This is a genomic window from Pseudomonas sp. BF-R-24, from assembly GCF_019947335.1.
GTDB lineage: Bacteria > Pseudomonadota > Gammaproteobacteria > Pseudomonadales > Pseudomonadaceae > Aquipseudomonas > Aquipseudomonas jessenii.
Genome location: NZ_JAGYGG010000005.1, coordinates 220030 through 242957, shown reverse-complemented (window position 1 = coordinate 242957; position 22928 = coordinate 220030). Strand labels below are relative to the sequence as shown.

23 protein-coding genes are annotated in these 22928 nt (G+C 60.3%); 8 read left to right on the top strand and 15 right to left on the bottom strand.

Features of this window, described 5'->3' with window-relative positions:
* Nucleotides 1-17: 17 nt before the first annotated feature.
* The 9 genes from hflC to KGA98_RS06410 all read right to left on the bottom strand — a co-directional run bounded on the left by hflC (nucleotide 18) and on the right by KGA98_RS06410 (nucleotide 10093).
* Nucleotides 18-887 carry a protease modulator HflC gene (gene hflC, locus KGA98_RS06450; protein ID WP_057712239.1) on the bottom strand — a complete coding sequence of 290 codons (870 nt, stop codon included), beginning with the start codon at nucleotides 885-887 and terminating at the stop codon, nucleotides 18-20.
* Complete coding sequence (gene hflK, locus KGA98_RS06445; protein WP_057712240.1) at nucleotides 887-2062, bottom strand: FtsH protease activity modulator HflK; 1176 nt, start codon at nucleotides 2060-2062, stop codon at nucleotides 887-889. Before hflK ends, hflC begins: the two co-directional genes overlap by 1 nt.
* A 96-nt stretch (nucleotides 2063-2158) precedes the next feature.
* Complete coding sequence (gene hflX, locus KGA98_RS06440) at nucleotides 2159-3460, bottom strand: ribosome rescue GTPase HflX (RefSeq protein WP_057712241.1); 1302 nt, start codon at nucleotides 3458-3460, stop codon at nucleotides 2159-2161.
* A gap of 12 nt (nucleotides 3461-3472) precedes the next feature.
* The gene (gene hfq, locus KGA98_RS06435; RefSeq protein ID WP_003221112.1) at nucleotides 3473-3733 is read right to left on the bottom strand and encodes an RNA chaperone Hfq; all 261 of its coding nucleotides are present in this window, start codon (nucleotides 3731-3733) and stop codon (nucleotides 3473-3475) included.
* Nucleotides 3734-3826: 93 nt separating this feature from the next.
* Nucleotides 3827-4798: a tRNA (adenosine(37)-N6)-dimethylallyltransferase MiaA gene (gene miaA / locus KGA98_RS06430; RefSeq protein WP_057712242.1), complete on the bottom strand. Its 972-nt coding sequence runs from the start codon at nucleotides 4796-4798 to the stop codon at nucleotides 3827-3829.
* Complete coding sequence (gene mutL / locus KGA98_RS06425; protein WP_263287805.1) at nucleotides 4798-6708, bottom strand: DNA mismatch repair endonuclease MutL; 1911 nt, start codon at nucleotides 6706-6708, stop codon at nucleotides 4798-4800. The genes miaA and mutL overlap by 1 nt, the downstream gene beginning before the upstream one ends.
* A complete protein-coding gene (locus KGA98_RS06420; protein ID WP_057712244.1) occupies nucleotides 6705-8135 on the bottom strand; it encodes an N-acetylmuramoyl-L-alanine amidase in 1431 nt (476 codons plus the stop codon). The genes mutL and KGA98_RS06420 overlap by 4 nt, the downstream gene beginning before the upstream one ends.
* Nucleotides 8136-8606: a tRNA (adenosine(37)-N6)-threonylcarbamoyltransferase complex ATPase subunit type 1 TsaE gene (gene tsaE / locus KGA98_RS06415; protein ID WP_223501879.1), complete on the bottom strand. Its 471-nt coding sequence runs from the start codon at nucleotides 8604-8606 to the stop codon at nucleotides 8136-8138. It abuts the gene before it with no gap.
* A complete protein-coding gene (locus KGA98_RS06410; RefSeq protein ID WP_223501878.1) occupies nucleotides 8594-10093 on the bottom strand; it encodes an NAD(P)H-hydrate dehydratase in 1500 nt (499 codons plus the stop codon). Before KGA98_RS06410 ends, tsaE begins: the two co-directional genes overlap by 13 nt.
* Nucleotides 10094-10156: 63 nt before the next feature.
* Between KGA98_RS06410 and queG the strand changes: the two genes are divergently transcribed.
* Nucleotides 10157-11236 carry a tRNA epoxyqueuosine(34) reductase QueG gene (queG, locus tag KGA98_RS06405; protein ID WP_057712246.1) on the top strand — a complete coding sequence of 360 codons (1080 nt, stop codon included), beginning with the start codon at nucleotides 10157-10159 and terminating at the stop codon, nucleotides 11234-11236.
* On the opposite strand, the gene KGA98_RS06400 is transcribed toward queG, so the two are convergent.
* Both KGA98_RS06400 and orn read right to left on the bottom strand, forming a co-directional pair.
* Nucleotides 11218-11829 carry a trimeric intracellular cation channel family protein gene (locus KGA98_RS06400; protein ID WP_057712247.1) on the bottom strand — a complete coding sequence of 204 codons (612 nt, stop codon included), beginning with the start codon at nucleotides 11827-11829 and terminating at the stop codon, nucleotides 11218-11220. The two genes, queG and KGA98_RS06400, sit on opposite strands and share 19 nt — an antisense overlap.
* 185 nt (nucleotides 11830-12014) lie before the next feature.
* Nucleotides 12015-12557, bottom strand: a complete 543-nt coding sequence (gene orn, locus KGA98_RS06395) for an oligoribonuclease (RefSeq protein WP_008035288.1) — start codon at nucleotides 12555-12557, stop codon at nucleotides 12015-12017.
* 107 nt (nucleotides 12558-12664) lie between these two features.
* Here orn and rsgA point away from each other — a divergent pair, with 107 nt between their 5' ends.
* The 4 genes from rsgA to KGA98_RS06375 all read left to right on the top strand — a co-directional run bounded on the left by rsgA (nucleotide 12665) and on the right by KGA98_RS06375 (nucleotide 15756).
* A complete protein-coding gene (gene rsgA / locus KGA98_RS06390) occupies nucleotides 12665-13696 on the top strand; it encodes a small ribosomal subunit biogenesis GTPase RsgA (protein ID WP_007978809.1) in 1032 nt (343 codons plus the stop codon).
* Between the two features lie 199 nt (nucleotides 13697-13895).
* On the top strand, nucleotides 13896-14303 hold the full coding sequence (locus tag KGA98_RS06385; protein ID WP_154861127.1) for a TIR domain-containing protein: 408 nt from the start codon (nucleotides 13896-13898) through the stop codon (nucleotides 14301-14303).
* A 2-nt stretch (nucleotides 14304-14305) separates the two neighbouring features.
* Nucleotides 14306-15265 carry a caspase domain-containing protein gene (locus KGA98_RS06380; protein WP_223501877.1) on the top strand — a complete coding sequence of 320 codons (960 nt, stop codon included), beginning with the start codon at nucleotides 14306-14308 and terminating at the stop codon, nucleotides 15263-15265.
* The gene (locus tag KGA98_RS06375; protein ID WP_057712251.1) at nucleotides 15265-15756 is read left to right on the top strand and encodes a toll/interleukin-1 receptor domain-containing protein; all 492 of its coding nucleotides are present in this window, start codon (nucleotides 15265-15267) and stop codon (nucleotides 15754-15756) included. Before KGA98_RS06380 ends, KGA98_RS06375 begins: the two co-directional genes overlap by 1 nt.
* 128 nt (nucleotides 15757-15884) lie before the next feature.
* Here KGA98_RS06375 and dinD read toward each other — a convergent pair whose 3' ends face one another.
* From dinD to motA, 4 genes are all read right to left on the bottom strand, one after another.
* Nucleotides 15885-16751, bottom strand: coding sequence for a DNA damage-inducible protein D (gene dinD, locus KGA98_RS06370; protein WP_223501876.1), 867 nt, complete (start codon nucleotides 16749-16751; stop codon nucleotides 15885-15887).
* A gap of 104 nt (nucleotides 16752-16855) precedes the next feature.
* Entirely contained in the window at nucleotides 16856-17125 is a 270-nt protein-coding gene (locus tag KGA98_RS06365) for a hypothetical protein (protein ID WP_223501875.1), read from the bottom strand.
* Nucleotides 17126-17532: 407 nt separating this feature from the next.
* Nucleotides 17533-18579: a flagellar motor protein MotB gene (motB, locus tag KGA98_RS06360; protein ID WP_223501874.1), complete on the bottom strand. Its 1047-nt coding sequence runs from the start codon at nucleotides 18577-18579 to the stop codon at nucleotides 17533-17535.
* 3 nt (nucleotides 18580-18582) lie between these two features.
* Entirely contained in the window at nucleotides 18583-19434 is an 852-nt protein-coding gene (gene motA / locus KGA98_RS06355; protein ID WP_015093220.1) for a flagellar motor stator protein MotA, read from the bottom strand.
* Between the two features lie 167 nt (nucleotides 19435-19601).
* On the opposite strand from motA, the gene KGA98_RS06350 reads away from it, so the two are divergent.
* The 3 genes from KGA98_RS06350 to asd are packed head-to-tail and all read left to right on the top strand — an operon-like array spanning nucleotide 19602 to nucleotide 22876.
* Nucleotides 19602-21140, top strand: a complete 1539-nt coding sequence (locus tag KGA98_RS06350) for an HDOD domain-containing protein (protein WP_223501873.1) — start codon at nucleotides 19602-19604, stop codon at nucleotides 21138-21140.
* Between the two features lie 41 nt (nucleotides 21141-21181).
* Nucleotides 21182-21997, top strand: coding sequence for a rhodanese-like domain-containing protein (locus tag KGA98_RS06345; RefSeq protein ID WP_150811899.1), 816 nt, complete (start codon nucleotides 21182-21184; stop codon nucleotides 21995-21997).
* 18 nt (nucleotides 21998-22015) lie between these two features.
* The gene (gene asd, locus KGA98_RS06340; RefSeq protein WP_008048034.1) at nucleotides 22016-22876 is read left to right on the top strand and encodes an archaetidylserine decarboxylase; all 861 of its coding nucleotides are present in this window, start codon (nucleotides 22016-22018) and stop codon (nucleotides 22874-22876) included.
* Nucleotides 22877-22928: the final 52 nt, after the last annotated feature.

The window sequence follows — 22928 nt, the reverse complement described above, 5'->3', positions numbered from 1 at the left end:
TTCAGGTCAACGCCGTATCAAGGCTTGGCTTTTTCCAGGTAATGGAAAAAGTCGCTGCTTGGGTCGAGGACCATGACGTCGGATTTGTTCGCGAAGCTTTCACGGTAGGCGCGCAGGCTACGGTAGAACGCGTAGAACTCCTGATCCTGACCGTAGGCCTTGGAGTAGATCGCAGCAGCCTGGGCATCGCCGTCACCGCGAACCTCTTCGGATTCACGATAGGCTTCAGCCAGCAGCACGCGGCGTTGACGATCGGCGTCGGCACGGATGCCTTCGGCCAGCTCGTTACCCTTGGCGCGGTGCTCGCGAGCTTCACGCTCACGCTCGGTGCTCATACGCTCGAACACACTGCGGTTCACTTCTTTCGGCAGGTCGATGGTCTTGACCCGAACATCGACCACTTCGATGCCCAGCTCTTTCTCGGCCATCTTGTTCAGCGATGCCGTGATATCCGCCATCAGCGCATCACGCTCACCCGACACCACTTCGTGCAGGGTGCGCTTACCGAACTGGTCACGCAGGCCCGATTCCAGACGACGGGAAAGACGCTCGTCGGCGATCTGCTTGAGGCCGGAAGTCGCGGTGTAGTAACGCTCTGCGTCCTTCACGCGCCACTTGGCGAAGGCATCGACCATCACGGCTTTCTTTTCCAGCGTCAGGAAGCGTTGCGTCGGTGCATCCAGCGTCATCAGGCGTGCGTCAAATTTACGCACCTGGTTAACGTAGGGCACTTTCACATGCAGGCCTGGCTGAACATCGGTCTGGACCACGCGACCGAACTGCAGCAACACCGCACGCTCGGTCTGAGCCACGATGTAGAAGCAGTTCCAGGCAGCGATCGCCACGACGACGCCGACAATAAGGGCGATCAGCGATTTATTGCTCATCAGCGACTCTCCCTGGTACGTGCTGGCTGTTGCTGCAGATCAGCTGCCGCACGCGCATTCGCTTCATTGCTGGTGGCTGCCGCACTGCTCACCTGGGTGCTGGTGCTGCGACCACTTTCGACCATCTTGTCCAGAGGCAGGTACAACAGGTTGTTCTGGCCGTTCTTGTTGCCGGTCACGAGAACCTTGCTGGTGTTGGTGAAGACTTCCTGCATGGTGTCCAGATACAGACGCTGGCGGGTGACTTCAGGGGCCTTGCGGTACTCGGCGACCAGCTTGGTGAAGCGATCGGCCTCACCCTTGGCGCGCGAGACGGTCTCGTCACGGTAACCATTGGCATCCTCAAGGATGCGCTGGGCCTGACCACGAGCTTCCGGCACGACGCCGTTGGCATAGGTTTCGGCCTGGTTGCGCGAACGCTGCTCGTCTTCCCGGGCACGGATCACGTCATCGAAGGCTTCCTGGACTTCGCGCGGTGCCGCTGCGCTCTGAACGTTGACCTGGGTGACGGTGATACCGGTGCGATACGTGTCCATGAAGCGTTGCAGACGCTCCTTGATCTCGCTGGCCATCAACTCACGACCTTCGGTCAGTACCTGGTCCATCGCGGTGGAGCCCACCACATGGCGCAAGGCGCTGTCGGTCGCGTGCTGCAGGCTGATTTCCGGCTGATCGACGCTCAGCACGAAGTCCTGCAGGTTGCTGATCTTGTACTGCACGGTCAGCGGCACTTCGACGATGTTCTCGTCTTCGGTCAGCATCTGGCCCTGCTTGGTGTAGGCACGCTCACGCGTGACGTTCTCCATGTACTTCTTGTCGATCGGCGGGAAGTAGATGTTCAGGCCCGGACCCACGGTTTCGTAGTACTTGCCGAAGCGCAGCACCACAGCTTGCTCCTGCTCGTCGACGACATAGACCGCGCTGTACAGCCAAACGGCCGCCAACACGACCAGACCGATGCCGAGCAGGCCGCCAAAGCCGCCACTCTTGCCCGGACCACCGCCGTCGTCGCCACCACGTTTCTTACCACCACCGAACAAACCGTTCAGGCTTTCCTGCAGCTTTCGGAAGGCCTCGTCGAGATCCGGTGGCCCCTTGCGGTCGCCGTTGTTACGACGCTTGCCACCCCAAGGATCCTGATTATTCGAGTTGCCACCCGGCTCATTCCAAGCCATAGCGCTCTCCATCTGATAAAGCAAAGACGCACCCACGGCGCGCCGACCAATGCTACAGAATGCCTGTCACCACGGCACAACCGCTTTCTCAGGCTTTTATTGCAAAGTGTGTTGCTCGATGAACTCCATCGGTTGCAAACCTTCGCGACTCACCAGCCGATTCAATTCGGCCCGTGGCAAACGAACGGCCAGCAAGCTGATGCCTTCGTCATCGTGTTCTTCCTTTTGTACCGCACCGAGTTCGAAAAACTGCGCACGCAGTCGAGCAAATCGGTTCGGCAAGCGCAAGGTGCCAACAAACAATTCATCGCCAAGCAACTCGGCCACGGCCTGCTTGAGCAGATCAAGACCTGTGCCATCTTTCGCCGAAAGCCAGACCCGCTGCGGTTTGCCATCGGCATCGCGCTGGATCTGCGGCTCCACGCCCTCGAGCAAATCGAGTTTGTTATAGACCTCCAGGATCGGCAAGTCTTGAGCCCCGATCTCTCCAAGAACCACCATGACCTGTTCAATCTGGGCCATGCGCTCAGGCTCATGGGAGTCGATCACGTGCAGCAACAGGTCGGAGTTGCTCGACTCTTCGAGCGTAGCCCGAAATGCCTCGACCAGCTTGTGCGGCAAGTGACGAATGAAGCCCACGGTGTCAGCCAGCACGATCGGGCCTAGGTCATCGAGCTCGAGCCGGCGCAAGGTCGGGTCGAGGGTGGCGAACAACTGGTCAGCCGCAAAGACGTCGGAGTCGGTCACCGAGTTGAACAGCGTCGATTTGCCGGCGTTGGTATAACCCACCAGCGAAACCGTCGGAATGTCAGCCCGTTTGCGGCCACGGCGCGATTGCTCACGCTGGCTGCGGACCTTTTCCAGGCGCCCCTTGATCTGCCGCAGGCGAACCCGCAACAGGCGCCGGTCGGTTTCCAGCTGGGTTTCACCCGGACCGCGCAGGCCGATACCGCCTTTCTGCCGTTCAAGGTGAGTCCAGCCGCGAACCAGCCGCGTACTCATGTGCTCAAGCTGGGCCAGTTCGACCTGGAGCTTGCCTTCATGGGTGCGGGCGCGCTGGGCGAAAATATCGAGAATCAAACCCGTGCGGTCGATCACGCGACACTCGAAAATACGTTCGAGGTTACGTTCCTGACTGGGCGTGAGGATGTGATTGAAAATCACCAGATCGACCTGTTCGGCCTGGACCAGGTCGCGCAACTCTTCGACCTTGCCGCTGCTGATCAGGGTTTTGGCGGTTGGCCGATGACGCGGCACGTTGAAAAACGCGACGGTCTCGGCGCCAGCCGAAATTGCCAACTCCTGAAACTCCTGCGGATCTTCGCGCGCCTCAGGGTCCTGACCATCCAAGTGAACGAGAATGGCTCGTTCACCACCACCGTGGCGCTCAAAGAACAAAGGAGACTCCTATCAGGCGTTACCTGGCTCAGCATCACCTGCATCGGATTCGGTTGCGCTAGGCAGACGAATTGGACGAACCGGCACCACTGTAGAGATGGCGTGTTTGTAGACCATCTGGCTGACGGTGTTTTTCAGCAGGATAACGAACTGGTCGAAAGACTCGATCGTGCCTTGCAGCTTGATACCGTTGACCAGGTAGATGGACACCCCAACTTTCTCTTTACGTAAAGTATTCAAGTAAGGGTCTTGTAGCGAATGCCCTTTTGACATGTGCCGCACTCCTTTAAGGATTCAATATAAAAAATAGGTAATCAGATGGCTTTGGCCGTCACACCCCCAAGGATAGACGGCAATTGCAAGGACTCAGCTCAATATGGAGATGGTCCCAAGGTATTTCAAGGCGCGCGGCAGATTGTCGCAATCCAGACTGTCCAGCCAATGCAGATCAGTCCAACTGCGCAGCCAGGTGAACTGGCGTTTCGCCAATTGGCGCGTGGCAATGATTCCACGCTCCTGCATCTCGGCTGACGTCAGCTTGCCATCCAGGTAGTCCCAGACTTGGCGATAGCCTACTGCACGTATAGACGGCAACCCGGTATGCAGGTCTCCTCTATTACGCAGGGCTACGACCTCGTCAATGAATCCCTGTTCCAACATTAAAGTGAATCTTTGTTTAATTCGCTCGTGCAGTACCTGGCGATTTGCCGGAGCAATGGCCAAGTTCGCGACAGTATAGGGCAATTGTTGCAGTCCCGAAGCGGCTGCTTCAGTACTTTGCGCAGATTGTTGCAAACGCAGGGCGGTCATGCTTTGACCGCTGACACGATAAACTTCCAGCGCTCGACTCAATCGCTGGGGATCGTTCGGATGTATTCGAGCCGCGGACTCCGGATCGATCACCGCCAATTGTTCGTGCAAGGCTTGCCAGCCAAGGCGCGCAGCCTCTTCTTCGATTTGCGCACGGACCTCGGGATCGGCGGCCGGCATATCTGCCAGACCTTCAACCAAAGCCTTGTAATAGAGCATGGTGCCGCCCACCAGCAGCGGAATTTTTCCCCGTGCGGTGATATCGGCCATGGCTTCCAGGGCGTCACGGCGGAAATCCGCTGCCGAATAGCTCTCGGCCGGATCGAGAATATCGATCAGACGATGCGGAAATTGCGCCAGCAGTTCTTTGGAAGGCTTGGCGGTGCCAATGTCCATGCCACGGTACACCAGCGCCGAATCGACACTGATCAACTCGCAAGGCAGGACCTTGGTGAGCTCGATGGCCAGGTCGGTCTTGCCGGCGGCGGTCGGGCCCATCAGGAAAATCGCAGGTGGGAACTGGCTCATCAACGACCGCGCAAGAACAGTTTGTCCAGATCGTCCAGGCCCAGTTGGGTCCAGGTCGGTCGGCCATGGTTGCATTGACCACTGCGCTCGGTGTTTTCCATGTCACGCAGCAGACCGTTCATTTCCGGCAGGGCCAACCGCCGATTCGCACGAACCGCGCCGTGGCAGGCCATGGTCCCGAGCAATTCGTTCAGGTGCGCCTGAATGCGGTCGCTGGTGCCGAACTCCATCAGGTCAGCCAGGACGTCAGCGACCAGCCGGTTGGCTTCGGCCTGCTTGAGCAGTGCCGGAATCTGCCGTATCGCCAGGGTTTCCGGGCCCAGACGCTGTAATTCAAAGCCCAGGCGCTGGAACCAGGCGACATGCTCCTCGGCGCAATCGGCTTCACGCTGGCTGACGGCCAGGGACTCCGGCACCAGCAACGGCTGGCCGCTCAGGCCCTCACTGGCCATCGCCACCTTCAGACGCTCATACATGATCCGCTCGTGAGCGGCGTGCATGTCCACCAGCACCAGGCCCTGAGCGTTTTCCGAAAGAATGTAGATGCCCTTGAGTTGTGCCAGCGCATAACCGAGCGGCGGGATGTCGTCCTGCCCGGCCGGCAGCGCGACGGCATTGGCCTCGGGCAGCGGTGCAAAAAACTCGCGATAGGCGGCCTGCGCTTCGGCGACAGGTGCACCGGACTGCGGTCGCGGCGTGTATTGATATTGATAACCCGCGCCAGCCCCCGAACCCGCCGGCGCATTGAACGACGGCTGAGTCTGAGGCTGTTCCAGCAGCGCATTGGCGGCCAGGCGCATTTCGCCCTGGGGTCCGAATTCACCGGCTTCGAGGCCGGTAGGCCGGACGATGGCCGTGGCAACCGGCGCCGCCAGTTGATCGTCGGGGCGCACATCGCCCAAGGCGCGGTGCAAGGTGCCATAGAGGAAATCGTGGACCATGCGCCCTTCACGGAAGCGCACTTCGTGCTTGGTCGGGTGCACGTTGACGTCGACACCAGTCGGATCGACTTCGAAAAACAGCACGAAGGTCGGGTGCCGACCATTGAACAGCACGTCGCGATAGGCCTGGCGTACCGCGTGGGCCACCAGTTTGTCGCGCACGGCACGGCCATTGACGAAGAAATACTGCAAGTCGGCCTGGCTGCGGTTGAAGGTCGGCAGGCCGACCCAGCCCCATAGATGCAGGCCGTTGCGCTCGATTTCGATCGGCAGTGCCTGCTCCAGGAAACCCGGCCCGCAGATCGCCGCCACGCGCCGGGCACGGGCCGCATCATCATGGGCCTCGTGCAGGCTGAGGATGGTCTTGCCGTTATGGCGCAGATGGAACGCCACATCGAAGCGCGCCAGGGCCAAGCGCCTGATCACTTCTTGCAGGTGATCGAATTCGGTTTTTTCGGTCTTGAGAAACTTGCGTCGCGCCGGCGTGTTGAAGAACAGGTCGCGCACTTCAACCGAAGTGCCCACCGGGTGGGCCGCAGGTTGCACACGGGGCGCCATGTCACGACCCTCGGTCTCGACCTGCCACGCCTGATCGGCGTCGCGGGTGCGGGAGGTCAAGGTCAAGCGCGCGACGGAGCTGATCGACGCCAGGGCCTCGCCGCGAAACCCCAGGCTCATGACCTGTTCGAGGTCTTCCAGGTTGCGGATCTTGCTGGTGGCGTGACGGGCCAGGGCCAACGGCAGGTCATCGGCGGAAATGCCACTGCCATCGTCGCGCACCCGCAGCAGCTTGACGCCGCCCTGCTCCACATCGACGTCGATGCGTTTGGCGCCGGAGTCGAGGCTGTTTTCCAGCAGTTCCTTGATCACCGAAGCCGGGCGCTCGACCACCTCACCCGCGGCAATCTGGTTCGCCAGCCGCGGGCTGAGCAGCTCGATGCGAGCGCTGTTGTTCACGACCTGATTCATTCTTTGGCCGCCAGTTCAGTGCCCGGAATGGTCAAGTGCTGACCAACCTTGAGTTCATCGCTCGACAGGTTGTTGGCGCTGCGCAAGGTGGCCGGCGTAACCTGATAACGAACGGCGATCATCGCCAGCGTCTCGCCAGGGTTTACCCGATGGTCACGTGGACCTTGGGCGATTTTTCCGGAATCACGCAGCCAGGCAATGTAAGTGCCTGGCGGCGGGTTCTGCTGGAAGAACTGGCGCACGCCGCTGCTAATCGAACGCGCCAGCGCCTGTTGATGGCTTGACGCGGCAAGCTTCGAGGCTTCGTTGGCGTTGGAGATGAACCCGGTTTCCACCAGGATCGACGGAATATCCGGCGACTTCAGTACCATGAACCCGGCCTGCTCAACCCGCTGCTTGTGCAATGGCGTGACCCGACCGATGTTGCTCAAGACTTTCTGGCCAACGTTCAGGCTGGAGGTCAGGGATGCCGTCATCGACAAGTCGAGCAGCACGCCGGCGAGCATGCGGTCTTTGTCATCGAGGCTGACGTTGCCGGCACCACCGATCAGGTCGGAGCGGTTTTCGCTGTCGGCCAGCCAACGGGCGGTCTCGGAAGTTGCGCCGCGATCGGACAGGGCAAATACCGAGGCACCGAAAGCGGCGGCAGAAGGCGCGGCGTCGGCGTGGATCGAGACGAAAAGGTCGGCGCCTTTCTTGCGGGCGATTTCGGTACGGCCGCGCAACGGAATGAAGTAGTCGCCGGTACGGGTCAGTTCGGCACGGAAACCTTTCATGCCGTTGACCTGGCGTTGGGTTTCGCGGGCAATCTGCAGCACCACGTCTTTCTCGCGCTGGCCTCGGGAGCCGGAAGCCCCCGGATCTTCGCCACCGTGACCGGCGTCGATCACCACAATGATGTCGCGTTTGCCGGCCGGGGCTGGCGGCAATTTGATTGCAGGCTCCGCAGGCGTGACCGGCACGGCAGGCACCGTGGCGACCGACGGTGTCGGCGCAGGCGGTGGCGCGGCGTCTGCGGCGTTATCGAACAGGTCGACCACCAATCGGTTACCGTACTGAGCGTTCGGCGCCAGGGAGAAGCTTTTCGGCGTCACGGCCTTTTTCAGGTCGATGACCACCCGCAGGTCCGTCGGCGTGCGCTGGGCCGAGCGCATGGCGGTAATCGGGGTGTTCGAGGTGTTGACGTTGAGCGGCGCACCGAGGGTCGCGCCATTGATGTCGATGACCAGGCGGTCCGGAGCCGTCAGGGTAAAGACGCTGTGTTGCACCGGGCCGGTCAGGTCAAACACCAGTCGCGTGTTGTCCGGTGCCCGCCACAGACGAACACTGTTGACCTTCGAATCGGCCACAGCGTCGACGGTCACCGCCAAGAACAACACCCCTACGGCAGCCACCAACGCGCGAAAGCGCATACCTAACCCCATCATCTATTTGGATTCCAATGCCAAAGCGGCACACCAGGCCTCGCCACGCGAGCCCTGGGATAAAATTTTCAGCGAACGCCCGCTGTCTTGCGGGCTAATGGTAATGGTCAGGTCAGGCTTTGGCAAAAAGCCTGCACCTTTATCGGGCCATTCGATCAGACACAGGGCATCGTCTTCGAAGTAGTCGCGGATACCGAGGAACTCTAGCTCTTCCGGATCGACCAGACGGTACAAATCAAAATGGAAGGCGCGAATGTCGCCGATCTCGTAGGGTTCGACCAGGGTGAAGGTCGGGCTTTTGACTGCCCCGACATGCCCCAGACCGCGAATGATGCCTCGGGACAACGTGGTTTTGCCCATCCCCAGGTTGCCCTCAATGAAGATCAGGCCATGGCCTTGGGTGATTCGGGCAATGCGTGCGCCAAAGTCGCTCATGGCCTGTTCATCGGCCAGGTACAGGGTTACTTCAGACACGGTGCTTGCTCCTCCAACAACTGACGAATGGCTGGGATCAGATCACTGGCCGCCAGCCCACGGCCCAATTTTCCTTGTTGCTCGCCGGCATTGGCGTGCAGCCAGACCGCCAGGCAGGCCGCGTCGAACGGCTCCATGCCCTGGGCCAGCAATGCGCCGAGCAAACCGGCCAGCACGTCGCCCAAACCGGCGGTGGCCATGGCCGGGTGCCCCTGATGACACAGCGCCAGACGTCCATCGGGATGGGCGATCAGGCTGCCGGCACCTTTCAGAACGACGACAGCTGTATATTTTTTACTCAATGCATGGGCTGCGGCGGGACGGTCAGACTGAACGTCGGCAGTGCTCACCCCAAGCAAACGTGCCGCCTCCCCCGGATGCGGGGTAATCACGCAACCCTTGGGCAGATCGACCTGTCCACCCGCCAACAGATTCAAGGCATCGGCATCCCAGACTTGCGGCAAAGGCGCATTGGCCGCAGCCGACAGCAGGCTGCGCCCCCACCCTGCCTGACCCAGGCCCGGCCCGACCACCAACACCGATACCTTCTCAAGCAACCCCATCAGTTGATTGGCCGACGACGTGCCCAGCACCATGGCTTCCGGAATTCGAGAAAGCGCTGGCGAAACATGTTCCGGACGGGTGGACAGCGAAACCATGCCCGCACCGCTGCGCAGAGCACTTTGTGCACTCAGCAAAATTGCCCCACCGTAACCGCGATCACCGCCAATGAGCAGCACATGACCGAACTTGCCTTTGTGGGATGCCGGTGCCCGGGACACCAGACGCGGCAGGTTAGCGATACACAAGCGCCGAGCCGTGAACGTAGTACCGTCCAGCAACTGCGGATCAGCCTGCAGATCGTTGAACACCAACTCACCCGTCACATCCGCGGCATCACCGGTGAACAACCCCACCTTCAAGCCAATGAACGTGACCGTCAGGTCGGCATGCACTGCATCACCAAGGATGCGGCCCGTATCCGCGCACAACCCTGACGGAATATCCACCGCCGCAACCGGCAGTCCGCTGGCATTGATCGCGGCGATGGCGCTGACATAGGGATCACGCACGTCACCGCTCAGACCGGTGCCAAGCAAAGCATCCAGCACAATGCCGCGCAATCCGGATTGTGCCGTCCAGGGCTCGATGAGCACCTGTTCAGACACCGCCTCGGCATGGGCCGACGCCGCATCACCCTGCAAGCGCTGCGGATCGCCCACCGCCAGCACCCGCACCGACCAACCGGCACGCTGGGCCAGTACGGCCACCAGGTACCCGTCGCCTGCGTTGTTGCCATGTCCGACAAGCACGCTCAGCTCGTTTGCCGTCGGCCATTGCCGCACCAGCGCCCGCCACGTCGCCCGCGCCGCGCGCTGCATCAATTCGAAGCCCGCCGTGCCGGCGGCGATCAGGCTCGCGTCGAGTGCTCGCACCTGGGCGGCGCTATACAGCACGTCGGGTAATTCATCTTTAGTGTGCGGCATGCGTCTTCGGGCTCCGATGTCTGGCAGAATTATACGCATCTCAGCCCCGGTTTCTCTCGTCTCATGCCCGCTATTACCACAGATCTGCCCGCCCTCGCCCAATCCATCAAGGACTGGGGCCGCGAGCTGGGCTTTCAGCAAGTCGGCATCAGCGGCCTCGACCTGGCCGAGCATGAGCAGCACCTGGAGCGCTGGCTCGAAGCCGGCTACCACGGCGAAATGGATTACATGGGCGCCCACGGCAGCAAACGCTCGCACCCCGAAGAGCTGGTGCCGGGCACTTTGCGCGTGGTGTCCCTGCGCATGGATTACTTGTCCGGCGACACGCAGATGGCAAAAATGCTCGCCCAACCGGAAAAAGCCTACGTCTCGCGTTATGCCCTGGGTCGCGATTACCACAAGCTGATCCGCAAACGCGTGCAACAACTGGCGGAAAAAATTCAGGCGCAGATCGGCCCGTTTGGCTACCGCGCCTTCGTCGACAGTGCCCCGGTGCTGGAAAAAGCCATCGCCGAACAGGCGGGGCTTGGATGGATCGGCAAAAATACCCTGGTCTTGAACCGCAAGGCCGGCAGTTACTTTTTTCTCGCCGAACTGTTCGTCGACCTGCCGCTGCCGGTCGACCCGCCCCATGCCACCGAACACTGCGGGCGCTGCAGTGCCTGCCTCGACATCTGCCCGACCAACGCCTTCGTCGGCCCCTATGTGCTGGATGCCCGACGCTGCATTTCCTACCTGACCATCGAACTCAAAGGCGCGATCCCTGAGGACCTGCGGCCACTGATCGGCAACCGGGTGTTCGGTTGCGATGACTGCCAGATTGTCTGCCCGTGGAACCGCTTCGCCCGCCCTTCCGGTGAAAGCGACTTCAAGCCGCGGCACAATCTGGACAATGCCGGGCTGGCGGAACTGTTCATGTGGGATGAAGAGAAATTCCTGAGCAGCACCGAAGGCTCGCCGCTGCGCCGGACGGGCTATGAAAACTGGTTGCGCAACCTGGCGGTGGGCTTGGGCAATGCGCCTTCAACGATCCCGGTGCTGGAGGCGCTGAAGGCGCGACGGGAACATCCTTCGGAACTGGTACGTGAACATGTCGCGTGGGCGTTGCGGCAACACGCCGAACGTCAGGCTTCGTCGTTATAGACGAACTTGGGCATTTCCCAATGAAAACGGATCGCCAGCAAGCGCAGCAGAAAACCGCCGAACAAGGTGATCAGAATCGATTGTTCATCGGGTAATTGCAGATAGATGCAGAGCATGTAGCACCACGCCGCGGCGAACGAAACGCTGGCATAAAGCTCACGTCGGAAGATCAGCGGAATATCGTTGCAGAAAATGTCCCGCAGGATGCCGCCGAAGACGCCGGTGATCACGCCGCTAACGGAGGCGACCAACATGCCATGGCCCATTTCCAGGGCGGTGATGCAGCCGATCAGGGTGAACGCCACCAGGCCCATGGCGTCGAGCACCAGGAACAGTGAGCGCAAATGCCGCATCCAGCGGGCCGTGAACACTGTGATCATCGCGGCTGCCGTGGTCAGCACCAGATACTCCGGGTGTTTGACCCACGTCAGAGGGTAATGCCCGAGCAGCACATCGCGCACCGACCCGCCACCCAGCGCCGTGACGCAAGCGATCAGCACCACACCAAACCAGTCCATGCCCCGTCGGCCGGCAGAGAGGGCGCCAGTCATGGCTTCGGTGGTGATGGCGATCAGGTAGAGCATCAGCAGCATAGGGGCGATCCTTGCAGAAAGGCGCGCAGTCTACTCAGTTCACCCAGGCACCAAAAGAGGGCGCTACCCGAACACTGGTGGCGACTGCGCCTACGCCATCGCGAGCAAGCTCGCTCCCACAGGGCAGGCGTTGTACCTGTGGGAGCGAGCTTGCTCGCGATGGGGCCGGAACGGACGACCGTGAATCAGAACTTGATGAAATGCTTGCGGTAGTGCTGCAGCTCAGCGATCGATTCGCGGATGTCGTCCAGGGCCAGGTGCGTGCTGCCCTTCTTGAAGCTGTCACGCACATCCGGTGCCCAGCGCGCAGCCAGCTCTTTGAGGGTCGACACGTCGAGGTTGCGGTAGTGGAAGAAGCTTTCCAGGGATTTCATGTGGGTATAAAGGAAGCGACGATCCTGGCAGATGCTGTTGCCGCAGATCGGCGACTTGCCCTTCGGCACCCACTTCTCCAGGAAGGCGATGGTTTCGGCTTCGGCTTCGGCCATGCTGATGCGGCTGTCGCGAACCCGCTGGGTCAGCCCGGAACCGCCATGCTGACGGGTGTTCCACTCGTCCATGCCGGCAAGGATTTCGTCGCTGTGGTGAATGGCGATCACCGGGCCTTCGGCCAGAGTGTTCAGGTCACTGTCGGTGACGATGGTGGCCATTTCGATGATGACGTCGGTGTCCGGGTTCAGACCGGTCATTTCCAGGTCGATCCAGATCAGGTTCTGTGGGTTTTGCATGTGTCGGCTCCTAGGCAATGCTGCGCAGTTTAGCCTAGGCCGGTGGCCGGGCGTGCTAAACTCGCGGCCGTTTTACCTAATCGCTGCATTCTTGATACGGAACACCCATGGCCAAACGCCAACTCAATCGTCGTCAAAACTGGCGCATCGAAAAGATTCAGGGCGAACGCGCTGCCCGCGCCGCCAAACGCGAGTCCTCGGCCGTCGAGGCACTTGAGGGCGGCGATCTGGGCCCGGAACAGCACGGCCTGGTGATCGCGCACTTCGGTGTGCAGGTCGAGGTCGAGGCCCGCGACGGCGAACTGGCCGGCCAGGTATTCCGTTGCCACCTGCGCGCCAACCTGCCGGCGCTGGTGACCGGCGATCAGGTGGTCTGGCGTGCCGGCAACCAGGGTATCGGCGTGATCGTGGCGCAACTGCCGCGCAACACCGAGCTGTGTCGCCCGGACAGCCGTGGTCAGCTCAAGCCGGTTGCGGCCAACGTCGACATGATCGTCATCGTGTTTGCACCGCTGCCCGAGCCCCATGCCAACCTGATCGACCGCTACCTGGTGGCGGCCGAGCATGCAGGCATCAAGCCACTGTTGCTGCTGAACAAATTCGACCTGATCGACGAAAACAACGCTCCTGCACTGAATGCCTTGCTCGCCGTATACCGCACCCTGGGCTATCCGGTGCTGGAAGTGTCGGCGCACCACGGCAACGGCATGGAGCAATTGCAGACACAGCTGGACGGACGCATCAGCGTATTCGTCGGCCAGTCCGGCGTCGGCAAGTCGTCGCTGGTCAACAGCCTGCTGCCGGATGTCGAAACCCGCGTCGGCCCGTTGTCCGAACTGTCCGGCCAGGGCACCCACACCACCACTACCGCGCGGTTGTTCCACTTCCCCGGTGGCGGTGAGTTGATCGACTCCCCGGGTATCCGCGAATTCGGCCTGGGCCACGTCAGCCGTGCCGACGTCGAAGCCGGCTTCATCGAGTTCAACGACCTGCTTGGCACCTGCCGTTTCCGTGATTGCAAGCATGACCGCGAACCCGGTTGCGCCCTGCTCAAGGCCCTTGAAGACGGCCGCGTGCAGCAACAGCGGATGAACAGCTACCGCTCGATCATCGCCAGTCTGCCGGAAAACGGCTACTAAACAGTCGTGTCGACCACCCTGCCTTCAGCGGGGTGGCCGGCGGCTGGATCTTCCCCCCGCTTAAACATCAGACCTTTCTGTAAGACCTGTGCACGCTCGCTTGTAGGGCATTTCTCTTTCCGCACCACCCCCTTGTAGCCGCCCTGTATTCGCCTAAGTTCTAGCCCTCTTCGCACTCCAGCGACTCCGAGGGACACCTATGCAAACCTACCACCTGTTCATCAGCCACTCGTGGAACTACTCCGACGCCCACGACAATCTCGTGCGCCTGCTCAACGCAAAGCCTGGTTTCACGTACAAGAATTTTTCGGTTCCGCCGGACAACCCGATTGTCGGCGCGAAAACCGACAAACAACTTGAGGAGGCCATCGAAAACAAGATTCGCCCGTGTTCGGCGGTGTTGATCATGGCCGGGATGTACTCCACCTACAGCAAGTGGATCAACAAGGAAATCGAAATCGCCAAGCGCATGGGCAAGGTGATCATTGCGATCAAGCCGTTCGGTGCCGAGCGCATTTCCACGGTGGTACGTGACGCGGCACATGCCGAATGTGCGTGGAACACCAACAGCATCATCAGCGCGATTCGCGAGCATACGGCGGTGTAACCATGCGCAAGGGACTGTTTATCGGCATCAACGACTACACCTATGTGTCGCGCCTGAGCGGTTGCAGCAATGACGCCATGGCCATGGCCTCCGTGTTGAAAACCGACGCCAATGGCGATCCGAACTTCAAGAACATCGTGCTGACTTCCGCCGAGGACTTCCTGAGCAGGGAAAAACTCGAAGACCAGATCCGCGAGCTGTTTTCCGGTGACTGCAACGTCGCGCTGCTGTACTTCGCCGGCCACGGCAGCTTCGACACCGACACCGACGAAGGCATGTTGATCCCGCAGGATTACAAGAGCGCCAAGGACGGGATTCGCCTCAGCGACATCCTCAACTGGGCGAGCAAGGCCACCAAGATCAAAAACAAAGTGATCATTCTCGATTGTTGCCAGAGCGGCTCGGCCGGCGAACTGCGCGCCTTGCGCAGCGAAGGCAGCGTGGTCGGCGAAGGCATGACCATTTTGACCGCCTGTAAAAAGGAAGAGCCGGCGATGGAGGGCGTGCAGCACGGCGTGTTCACCGGATTGCTGCTCCAGGCCCTGCACGGCGGAGCCGCGAACATCCTGGGCAAGATCACCCCCGGCAGCCTCTATTCGTTTGTCGACAATGCCCTTGATGCCTGGGAACAGCGTCCGGTGTTCAAGACCAATGTCTCGCAGTTCATTTCCCTGCGCGAAGTGTCCCCGCTGATCCCCAAGGAAATCCTGCGCAAACTCCCCGAATGGTTTGCCGAAGCCGAGTCGGTGTACCCCCTCGCCCCCAGCTTTGAGCCCACCGAGCCCGAGTTCAACCCGGAACAGGGCGAGGTCTTCGCCCAGTTGCAAAAGTGCAACCGCCACAGCCTGGTCGAACCGGTGGACGCCGAACACATGTATTACGCCGCCATCCACTCCACCGGCTGCCGCCTCACCGCCCTCGGCGCCTATTACCGCGAACTCGCGATCAAGGGACATTTCTGATGCCAGTGTTTATCAGCTACCGCCACATGGACCGCGCCCACGCGATCAACATCAACACGCGCCTGATGCAGGCCAACATCAAGACCTACCTCGACGTACTGGATGCCGAATCCCAGACCACCGACGACATCACCGGGGTGATCACCCGCAACATCAGCGAATGCACACACCTGCTGGCGGTGGTGTCGGAGAAAACCGCACTGTCCTGGTGGGTGCCGTTCGAAATCGGCGAGGCGACCATCACCAACCGACGCATCTGCTCGTTCAAGACCGGCCCGACAGAGCTGCCGCTGTACCTCGACAAATGGCCGAAGCTGACCAGCGACCGGGACATCGAGTTCTTCATCGATGCCTATCGCAACGAGTCGATGCTCAAGCGCTCGATGTCACTGGATTCGGTGACCGGTAGCGAGTCGGTGCGCAGAGTTAACAAATCCAATGCGGATCGCTTTCACGCCGACCTCAAGTCCCGAATCATCCGCGGCTTTTAACGTAGGAAACACCCACAAAAAAGCCGACATCTCTGTCGGCTTTTTTGTGGGTCATGCTGACCAATCAATCGACACCCGAGGTAATCGATTCACTATTGCCAGTTCAGATAGTCTAGTAAGACTCAAACTCAACCATCGGTTGAATCATCTGCCGGAAGCTTGGTCGCCTGTTTCGCAAGATTTTTCTCTTCGGATTTCACGCGACGTTCAAGCTTTCTTATGTCCTCTTCAGCGGGAAGCTCCTCGGGCTTGATGCCGCGCTGCTCCAACATGTCTCGGACGCTCAAATTATTCTGGACATGCTCCTTGGCAATGGCCGGCTCGCCTTGCAAGTTCACCTGTAGCACGTTGTGATTAGTTATCTCATTAGCCAGATTTTTGGCAGCAATAGTCAGCGTCGGTAAAAAATCAGCCAATGGGCGGCTCTTAACAATGCCATACGTGTCCTTCATCGCCTGCGTGGTCTTGCCGCCGAACAATGCTGCATCTCCTCGGGAGCGTATACGGGCAAATCCTTCATCATCTACACCACGTTCGTAAATGTTCTGCGATAGCTCTTTCTCCGACTCACGCAACCGATCTCGAGCCTCGAAGCGGGCTTGTAAGCGCATTCGGTCCTCGATCAACTCTTGCTTGCGCGTTTGGAGCGCGAAGTAACTCTGAGCGAATGCGATCGCTTGTTTACGCGGGTCACCATTTTGGGCAATCAAGTAACAGGCATAACGAGTGAGCATGAAATCTTCGACAGGACGCTGACCACCTTTGCCCACCTCGATCATTTTCGTGACGTCACGAAAATGATCAGAAGCCTCCACTCCAGTAGCTTCACAGGAGGCTATAGCACGCCTGATGGCGGTCAAAAAATTATCCCAGCGCGCGTAACCCAAGGGAGCTTGCAACTCGCGGGCGAACCAGAATTCGATGCTTTCATCAGGCACGCGATGTACCAGCGCGTCGAAACGCTGTTGCAGCAGTGGTAGTGATTGATTGTCCATGGCAAATCCCGGGGCAGTCAGAGGACGTCGATCTCGAAAGCTTTACGACCGCATAGCCTCAAATGTGTGACAAAAAAACCGCGAACATTACGGCTTTCCTATTTTCAGCGTGCGGTCTTTTCCAGCTTCCAGCCCAGCGCATCCAATGCGTCACAGCCCTCCTGTATCAGTATGTGCGCAGCATTGGCGAAATGTTCCAAATCGTGACCCTCAGCATCTTTCACGCACAGGCAGGTGACGCTGTTGAGCAGATTGCGCGCAGCTTTGATTCGGTGAATGGCGGTTTCGAGAAGATCGGAAGCTCGAGCTTCAGTGTCGATGTACAGCGTGCTCCCGACGCTGAAGCTGCTTTGGAGCGGGTGGAATTGGGACATGGTTTGAATTCCGTCTGAAAGATGAAACTCCCACCCTTTTCGCGGCTAATCGAATGGGGTGGCAGCTGTACGCGGGTTAGCCGACCGGTCAGAGGAACCCGGCACACCCGAAGGTGTCCCACGCACAGCCACCATAGACATATGTCAGGCAGCAAAACGCGCCGCGATTATACGGGCGCTCGTGCATTCCTCTCAAACGACCGGCTAAGGTCCGTCACCGATTCGTCGGCGACTGGCGAACTGTACCGAGGCCCCAAGCGAAGTAAAACCCGGTTTTCGGGTCTCAGACCCGTCCTACACAATTCTCGGACCAGACCTCATGCCTTGAGTTTTTTCGCAATGCAGCGGATCTGAACTCATTCTTGCATGCACAAAAAAGCCGACATCGCTGTCGGCTTTTTTGTCGGTCACTGCTTGGGCGGTTCAGCCGGTTTGGCTGGCTCACCCGGCTTCGGTGCCGGATCATCGAACAGATTCAGACGCTCGCGCAGTTCGTGAGCCGGCAGCGGTTCCTTGTCCGCCGGCAACGCGTTCGGGTCGACCGGTGCAGCCGGTGTGGCTCCCGGCGCAGTCGAACCTTGCGGTGCATCAGGAGCAGGTTCAGCACCTTGCGAACCTTCGATGGCACGCTGTGCTTTCTTGGTCAGGACGACGATGTCGATACGACGGTTCACCGGGTTGAACGGATGCTCGCGATCGAACAGGGCCGACGAGGCATAACCGACCACGCGCGCCACCTGCGCATCCGGATAGCTGCCCGCCACCAGCGCACGTCGTGCGGCGTTGGCACGGTTGGCAGACAATTCCCAGTTACCGAAATCACCGGTGCCGGTGTATGGCTTGGCATCGGTGTGGCCGCTGATACTGATCTTGTTCGGCACCGCCTTGATGGTGTCGGCCATGGCCAGCAGGATGTCTTCGAAATACGGCTTCAAGCGAGCAGAACCTGAATCGAACATCGGGCGGTTTTCCGCGTCCATGATCTGGATTCGCAGGCCGTCCGGCGTGATTTCGAACAGGATCTGATCCTTGAACTTCTGCATCTGCGGGTTTTCTTCGACCTTGTTCTGCAGTTCTTGCAGCAACAGCTCGAGGCGCTCTTTTTCGACCTGCTCGGCCATGCCTTCGACCTGATCGGTATCGATGGTGACCTTGTCCGGCTGCGGCTGGGACTTCACCTCGGGGTTGAGAGTGTTTTCCGGCGCCAGGGTCGGCGTGCCGCCCAGATCGATGATGTAGGGCGTGCCACTTTCGGAAAAGCCGATCGGGTCCTTGAAGTAACCGGCGATGGCAATTTTCTGTTCCGGCGTAGCGGTGGACAACAGCCACAACACCAGGAAGAACGCCATCATCGCCGTGGCGAAGTCGGCGAAGGCGATTTTCCAGGCGCCCCCGTGATGCCCGCCGGCGATGCGCTTGACGCGCTTGATGATTATCGGCTGGTTATTTTCCATGGCTTAACGACCGCGAACCGCTTGTTCCAGCTCGGCGAAGCTTGGACGGTGCGCCGGGTACAGGACCTTGCGCCCGAACTCCACGGCCAGCGATGGCGGCATGCCGGAAGCCGAAGCCACCAGTGAGGCCTTGATGGCTTCGTAGACGTTCAGCTCTTCCTTGGCATCATGGGCCAGGGAATGGGCCAGCGGGCCGAAGAAGCCGTAGGCGGCGAGAATACCGAAGAAGGTACCCACCAGTGCCGCACCTACGTGCAGGCCGATGGACTTCTGGTCGCCTTCACCCAGCGAAGCCATGGTCACCACGATACCCAGTACCGCCGCGACGATACCGAAACCGGGCATGGCGTCGGCGATGCCGTTGACCGCGTGGGATGGGTGTTCGAGGTCTTCCTTGAGGCTGAACAGCTCCATGTCGAACAGGCCTTCCAGCTCGTGGGGAGCCATGTTGCCGGAAGACATGATGCGCAGGTAATCGCAGATGAACGCGGTCATGCGCTCGTCCTTGAGTACCGTCGGGTACTTCGCGAAGATCGGACTCGCAGCGGCATCTTCGATGTCGCCTTCGATGGCCATCATGCCTTCGCGGCGGCTCTTGTTGAGGATCTCGTAGATCAGGCCCAGCACTTCAAGGTAGAAGGCGTGGTTGAAACGTGAACTGAACATGCTCAGGGACTTCTTGAGCACGTGCATCGTCATGTAGCCGGGGTTGGCCTGCAAGAAGGCGCCGAGGGCAGCACCGCCAATGATCATGACCTCGAAAGGTTGTATCAGGGCGGCTATCTTGCCGTGGGAAAGCACGTATCCGCCGAGCACGCTCGCGAATACGACGATGATGCCGATAATTTTAGCCATAGGTTAGGAGAGCACTTACTGAGTCGGGTTCAAGGTCATATTCGGAAGTTAAAAAATCTCTTCTTCTACTTATCGGCAAAACTGCGCCAGACTATAGCCCGTTCAGGCGAAAAGCTAATTTGACCCCATCCGGGCACAGGTAATGTTGACGATGATCGCCTCCCACCATGGTTAACGAAACGAACGTTCCAACGCCAAAACCAACGACCCTCGAAGGCTGGGTCAAGCTGCTCGATGGCGTACGTCTTCCCGTCCCGCAAGCCAGCCATGACCGTGTCTGCAAGGCCATCCGCGACAATCGCAGCTCGCTGCGCGACATCGCCGACCTCATGCAAGGCAGCCCGGCCCTGGCCTTGAGCGTGATTCGCGAAGCCAACCGGCATACCCATGGCAGCATGACCGAGCCTGCGGAAAACCTTGAAATTGCAATCAACCGCCTCGGTTTGACGCGCACCGAAGAGCTGCTCGCGCGGCTACCCGCCGAACCCGAGCTCGAGATTCCCAAAGCCCTGCGTCAGTTGCAGATGATCAGCCAGCACGCCACGCAACAGGCCAACGGTTTTTTTGCCAGCCGCCTGGCGCGCCTGTGGCAGGACATCCACTGGGGCAGCCTGCTGTTTCTTTCGCCCCTGTGGCCGCTGGCACTGACCCATCCGAAACTGCTCGAAGACTGGGAGCTGCGGGTCATCCATAAAGGCGAGTCGGCACGCAAAGTCGAGCAGCAACTGTTTGGCGTACGCCTGCTGGATATCGGCCAGGCGCTGGTGGAGGTCTGGCGCTTGCCGATCTGGGTGCAGCAAGGCTATCGATTGCTGCTCACCGAGCAGCGGGAACTGGTGAAAGTCCTGCGCATCGCCCGTGACAGCGACCATCCACTGCGCCAGCAGAATCGCCTTGATGACGATCCGACCCTGCGCCGCTGGCTCAATCAACCGGCCAATACAGTGCTGCTGGCCAATGGGCTGGCACTGTCGGCGCAACACGCCTGGGACAGCCCCCACAGCGAGCGCTGGCAGTACCTGACCAGCCTTTACCTGCAAATGCCGATGGACGAACTGCAGCAGCAATTGCACCAGCAAGCCGCCAACAGCGCACGCCAACACGCCATGCCCGACCTCTGGCACCCTGCCGAGTCGCTGATCTGGCCGTGGGGCATGAACCGTGTCCACGCAGGCTTGCTGCCGGCATCGGCACCTACCGCCGAAGACCTGGCGAAGTGGCGCAAGCAATGCGCCGAGTTGCTGGTCGAGCCGAGCCGTTTCACCAACGCCATGCACTTGACCATCGCCGCCCGGGACGCCCTCGTGGCCTGCGGCATGCGCCGGGTGATGATCCTGATGGCCGATCGCACCCACGCCAACCTGCGCGTGCACCAGACGGCCGGCCTGTCGAAGGAAGCGGCCGGGTTGAATTTCGTGGTCAGCCAGAGCAACGTGTTGCAACGCCTGCTCGCGCAGCAGGCCCAGGTGCGCCTGACGCCTGCCAACAACGCGCAATTCTCGGCCCTGTTGCCCAACAGCCTGCGCTCGCAGTTCAGCGGTGAACACTTGCTGCTGCGTTCGCTGATCAACAATGGCCGGGTGATCATGATCGTCGTGGCGGATCAAGGCGGCGGGCCGTTTTCGGAAATTTCCGTACAGGCCTTCGGCAAAACCGCACAGTGCATCGAGAAAGCCCTGCACAGCTTTAGCCACCGTGGCCAATAAGCTGCGTTACAATCCTCCCTTTTGTGCTCTGGAGACCTCACATGTCTGACTTCTCTGGCTTGCCGCTGGTGATCGAGCCGAGCGACTTGCTCCCTCGCCTCGACGCCCGCGAACTGATTCTGGTGGACTTGACCAGTGCCGCCCGCTACACCGAAGGGCACATTCCCGGCGCGCGCTTTGTCGATCCAAAGCGTACGCAGCTCGGCCAGGCCCCCGCCCCGGGGCTGATGCCCCCGCAGGCAGCACTCGAAACGCTGTTTGGTGAGCTGGGGCACAACCCCGATGCGGTCTACGTGGTGTATGACGACGAAGGCGGCGGTTGGGCCGGACGCTTCATCTGGCTGCTGGATGTCATCGGCCACAGCAAGTACCACTATATTGACGGTGGCCTGACAGCCTGGCTGGCAGCAGGCTTGCCCATGTCGATCCAGATCCCGCCGCACGTGGGCGGTCCGGTTGCGTTGACCCTGCACGATGAACCCACCGCCACCCGCGAATACCTGCAAAGCCGTCTCGGCGCCGCCGACCTGGCAATCTGGGATGCGCGCGGGCCGCTGGAGTACTCCGGCGAGAAAGTCCTGGCAGCCAAGGGCGGACACATTCCCGGCGCGATCAATTTCGAATGGACCGCTGGCATGGATCGGGCACGCCAGCTGCGCATCCGCACCGACATGCCGCAGATCCTCGAACAACTCGGGATCAGCAAAGACAAAGAAGTGATTACCCACTGCCAGACACATCATCGTTCTGGTTTCACCTATCTGGTGGCCAAGGCTCTCGGTTATCCGCGGGTCAAAGGCTACGCCGGCTCCTGGGGCGAATGGGGCAATCATCCCGATACCCCGGTAGAAATTTAAGATTTTTAAGGACCGTTAATGAACAAGCGTCTGTTTCTCCTCGGCCAGTACCTGCTGCCCCACAACTTGCTCTCGCGTCTGGCCGGCTGCATCGCCGAATGCCGCGTGCGCTGGTTCAAGAATGCCTTCACCGCCTGGTTCGCCAAGCGTTATCAGGTGGACATGTCCCAGGCGCTGGTCGAAGACCTGACCGCCTACGAGCACTTCAACGCGTTCTTCACCCGCGCACTGAAAGACGGCGCCCGTCCGCTGGACGAAACCCCGGGCGCGATCCTCAGCCCCGCCGACGGCGCGATCAGCCAGCTCGGCCCGATCGAGCACGGCCGCGTGTTCCAGGCCAAGGGCCACAGCTTCAGCGTGCTGGAACTGTTGGGGGGCGATGCGGCAAACGCTGCGCCGTTCATGGGTGGCGACTTCGCGACCATCTACCTGTCGCCGAAGGACTACCACCGCGTGCACATGCCCCTGGCCGGCACCCTGCGCGAGATGGTCTACATCCCGGGCCGTCTGTTCTCGGTCAACCAGACCACTGCTGAAAACGTTCCGGAATTGTTTGCCCGCAACGAGCGCGTGGCGTGCATTTTCGACACCGAACGCGGGCCGATGGCCGTGGTGCTGGTGGGTGCGATGATCGTGGCGTCGATTGAAACCGTGTGGGCCGGTCTGGTCACGCCGCCGAAACGCGAGCTGAAAACCTTCCGCTACGACGAAGCCGCACGTGCGCCGATCCACCTGGAAAAAGGTGCGGAACTGGGTCGCTTCAAACTGGGTTCGACCGCCGTCGTGCTGTTCGGGCCGGATCAGGTGAAGTGGGCTGAAGAAATGACCGCTGGCACAGCGGTGCAGATGGGTCAGGGCATGGGCTCACCAAAAGCCTAAAGACCGAGCTGCATACCTGTGGGAGCGGGCTTGCTCGCGAAAGCGGACTTAC

Bases quoted from the DNA above. Each gene is read 5' to 3' on its own strand.
- hflC (WP_057712239.1), bottom strand. From the start codon at position 887: ATGAGCAATAAATCGCTGATCGCCCTTATTGTCGGCGTCGTCGTGGCG.
- hflK (WP_057712240.1), bottom strand. From the start codon at position 2,062: ATGGCTTGGAATGAGCCGGGTGGCAACTCGAATAATCAGGATCCTTGG.
- hfq (WP_003221112.1), bottom strand. From the start codon at position 3,733: ATGTCAAAAGGGCATTCGCTACAAGACCCTTACTTGAATACTTTACGT.
- miaA (WP_057712242.1), bottom strand. From the start codon at position 4,798: ATGAGCCAGTTCCCACCTGCGATTTTCCTGATGGGCCCGACCGCCGCC.
- mutL (WP_263287805.1), bottom strand. From the start codon at position 6,708: ATGAATCAGGTCGTGAACAACAGCGCTCGCATCGAGCTGCTCAGCCCG.
- KGA98_RS06420 (WP_057712244.1), bottom strand. From the start codon at position 8,135: ATGATGGGGTTAGGTATGCGCTTTCGCGCGTTGGTGGCTGCCGTAGGG.
- KGA98_RS06410 (WP_223501878.1), bottom strand. From the start codon at position 10,093: ATGCCGCACACTAAAGATGAATTACCCGACGTGCTGTATAGCGCCGCC.
- queG (WP_057712246.1), top strand. From the start codon at position 10,157: ATGCCCGCTATTACCACAGATCTGCCCGCCCTCGCCCAATCCATCAAG.
- KGA98_RS06400 (WP_057712247.1), bottom strand. From the start codon at position 11,829: ATGCTGCTGATGCTCTACCTGATCGCCATCACCACCGAAGCCATGACT.
- orn (WP_008035288.1), bottom strand. From the start codon at position 12,557: ATGCAAAACCCACAGAACCTGATCTGGATCGACCTGGAAATGACCGGT.
- rsgA (WP_007978809.1), top strand. From the start codon at position 12,665: ATGGCCAAACGCCAACTCAATCGTCGTCAAAACTGGCGCATCGAAAAG.
- KGA98_RS06385 (WP_154861127.1), top strand. From the start codon at position 13,896: ATGCAAACCTACCACCTGTTCATCAGCCACTCGTGGAACTACTCCGAC.
- KGA98_RS06380 (WP_223501877.1), top strand. From the start codon at position 14,306: ATGCGCAAGGGACTGTTTATCGGCATCAACGACTACACCTATGTGTCG.
- KGA98_RS06375 (WP_057712251.1), top strand. From the start codon at position 15,265: ATGCCAGTGTTTATCAGCTACCGCCACATGGACCGCGCCCACGCGATC.
- dinD (WP_223501876.1), bottom strand. From the start codon at position 16,751: ATGGACAATCAATCACTACCACTGCTGCAACAGCGTTTCGACGCGCTG.
- KGA98_RS06365 (WP_223501875.1), bottom strand. From the start codon at position 17,125: ATGTCCCAATTCCACCCGCTCCAAAGCAGCTTCAGCGTCGGGAGCACG.
- motB (WP_223501874.1), bottom strand. From the start codon at position 18,579: ATGGAAAATAACCAGCCGATAATCATCAAGCGCGTCAAGCGCATCGCC.
- motA (WP_015093220.1), bottom strand. From the start codon at position 19,434: ATGGCTAAAATTATCGGCATCATCGTCGTATTCGCGAGCGTGCTCGGC.
- KGA98_RS06350 (WP_223501873.1), top strand. From the start codon at position 19,602: ATGGTTAACGAAACGAACGTTCCAACGCCAAAACCAACGACCCTCGAA.
- KGA98_RS06345 (WP_150811899.1), top strand. From the start codon at position 21,182: ATGTCTGACTTCTCTGGCTTGCCGCTGGTGATCGAGCCGAGCGACTTG.
- asd (WP_008048034.1), top strand. From the start codon at position 22,016: ATGAACAAGCGTCTGTTTCTCCTCGGCCAGTACCTGCTGCCCCACAAC.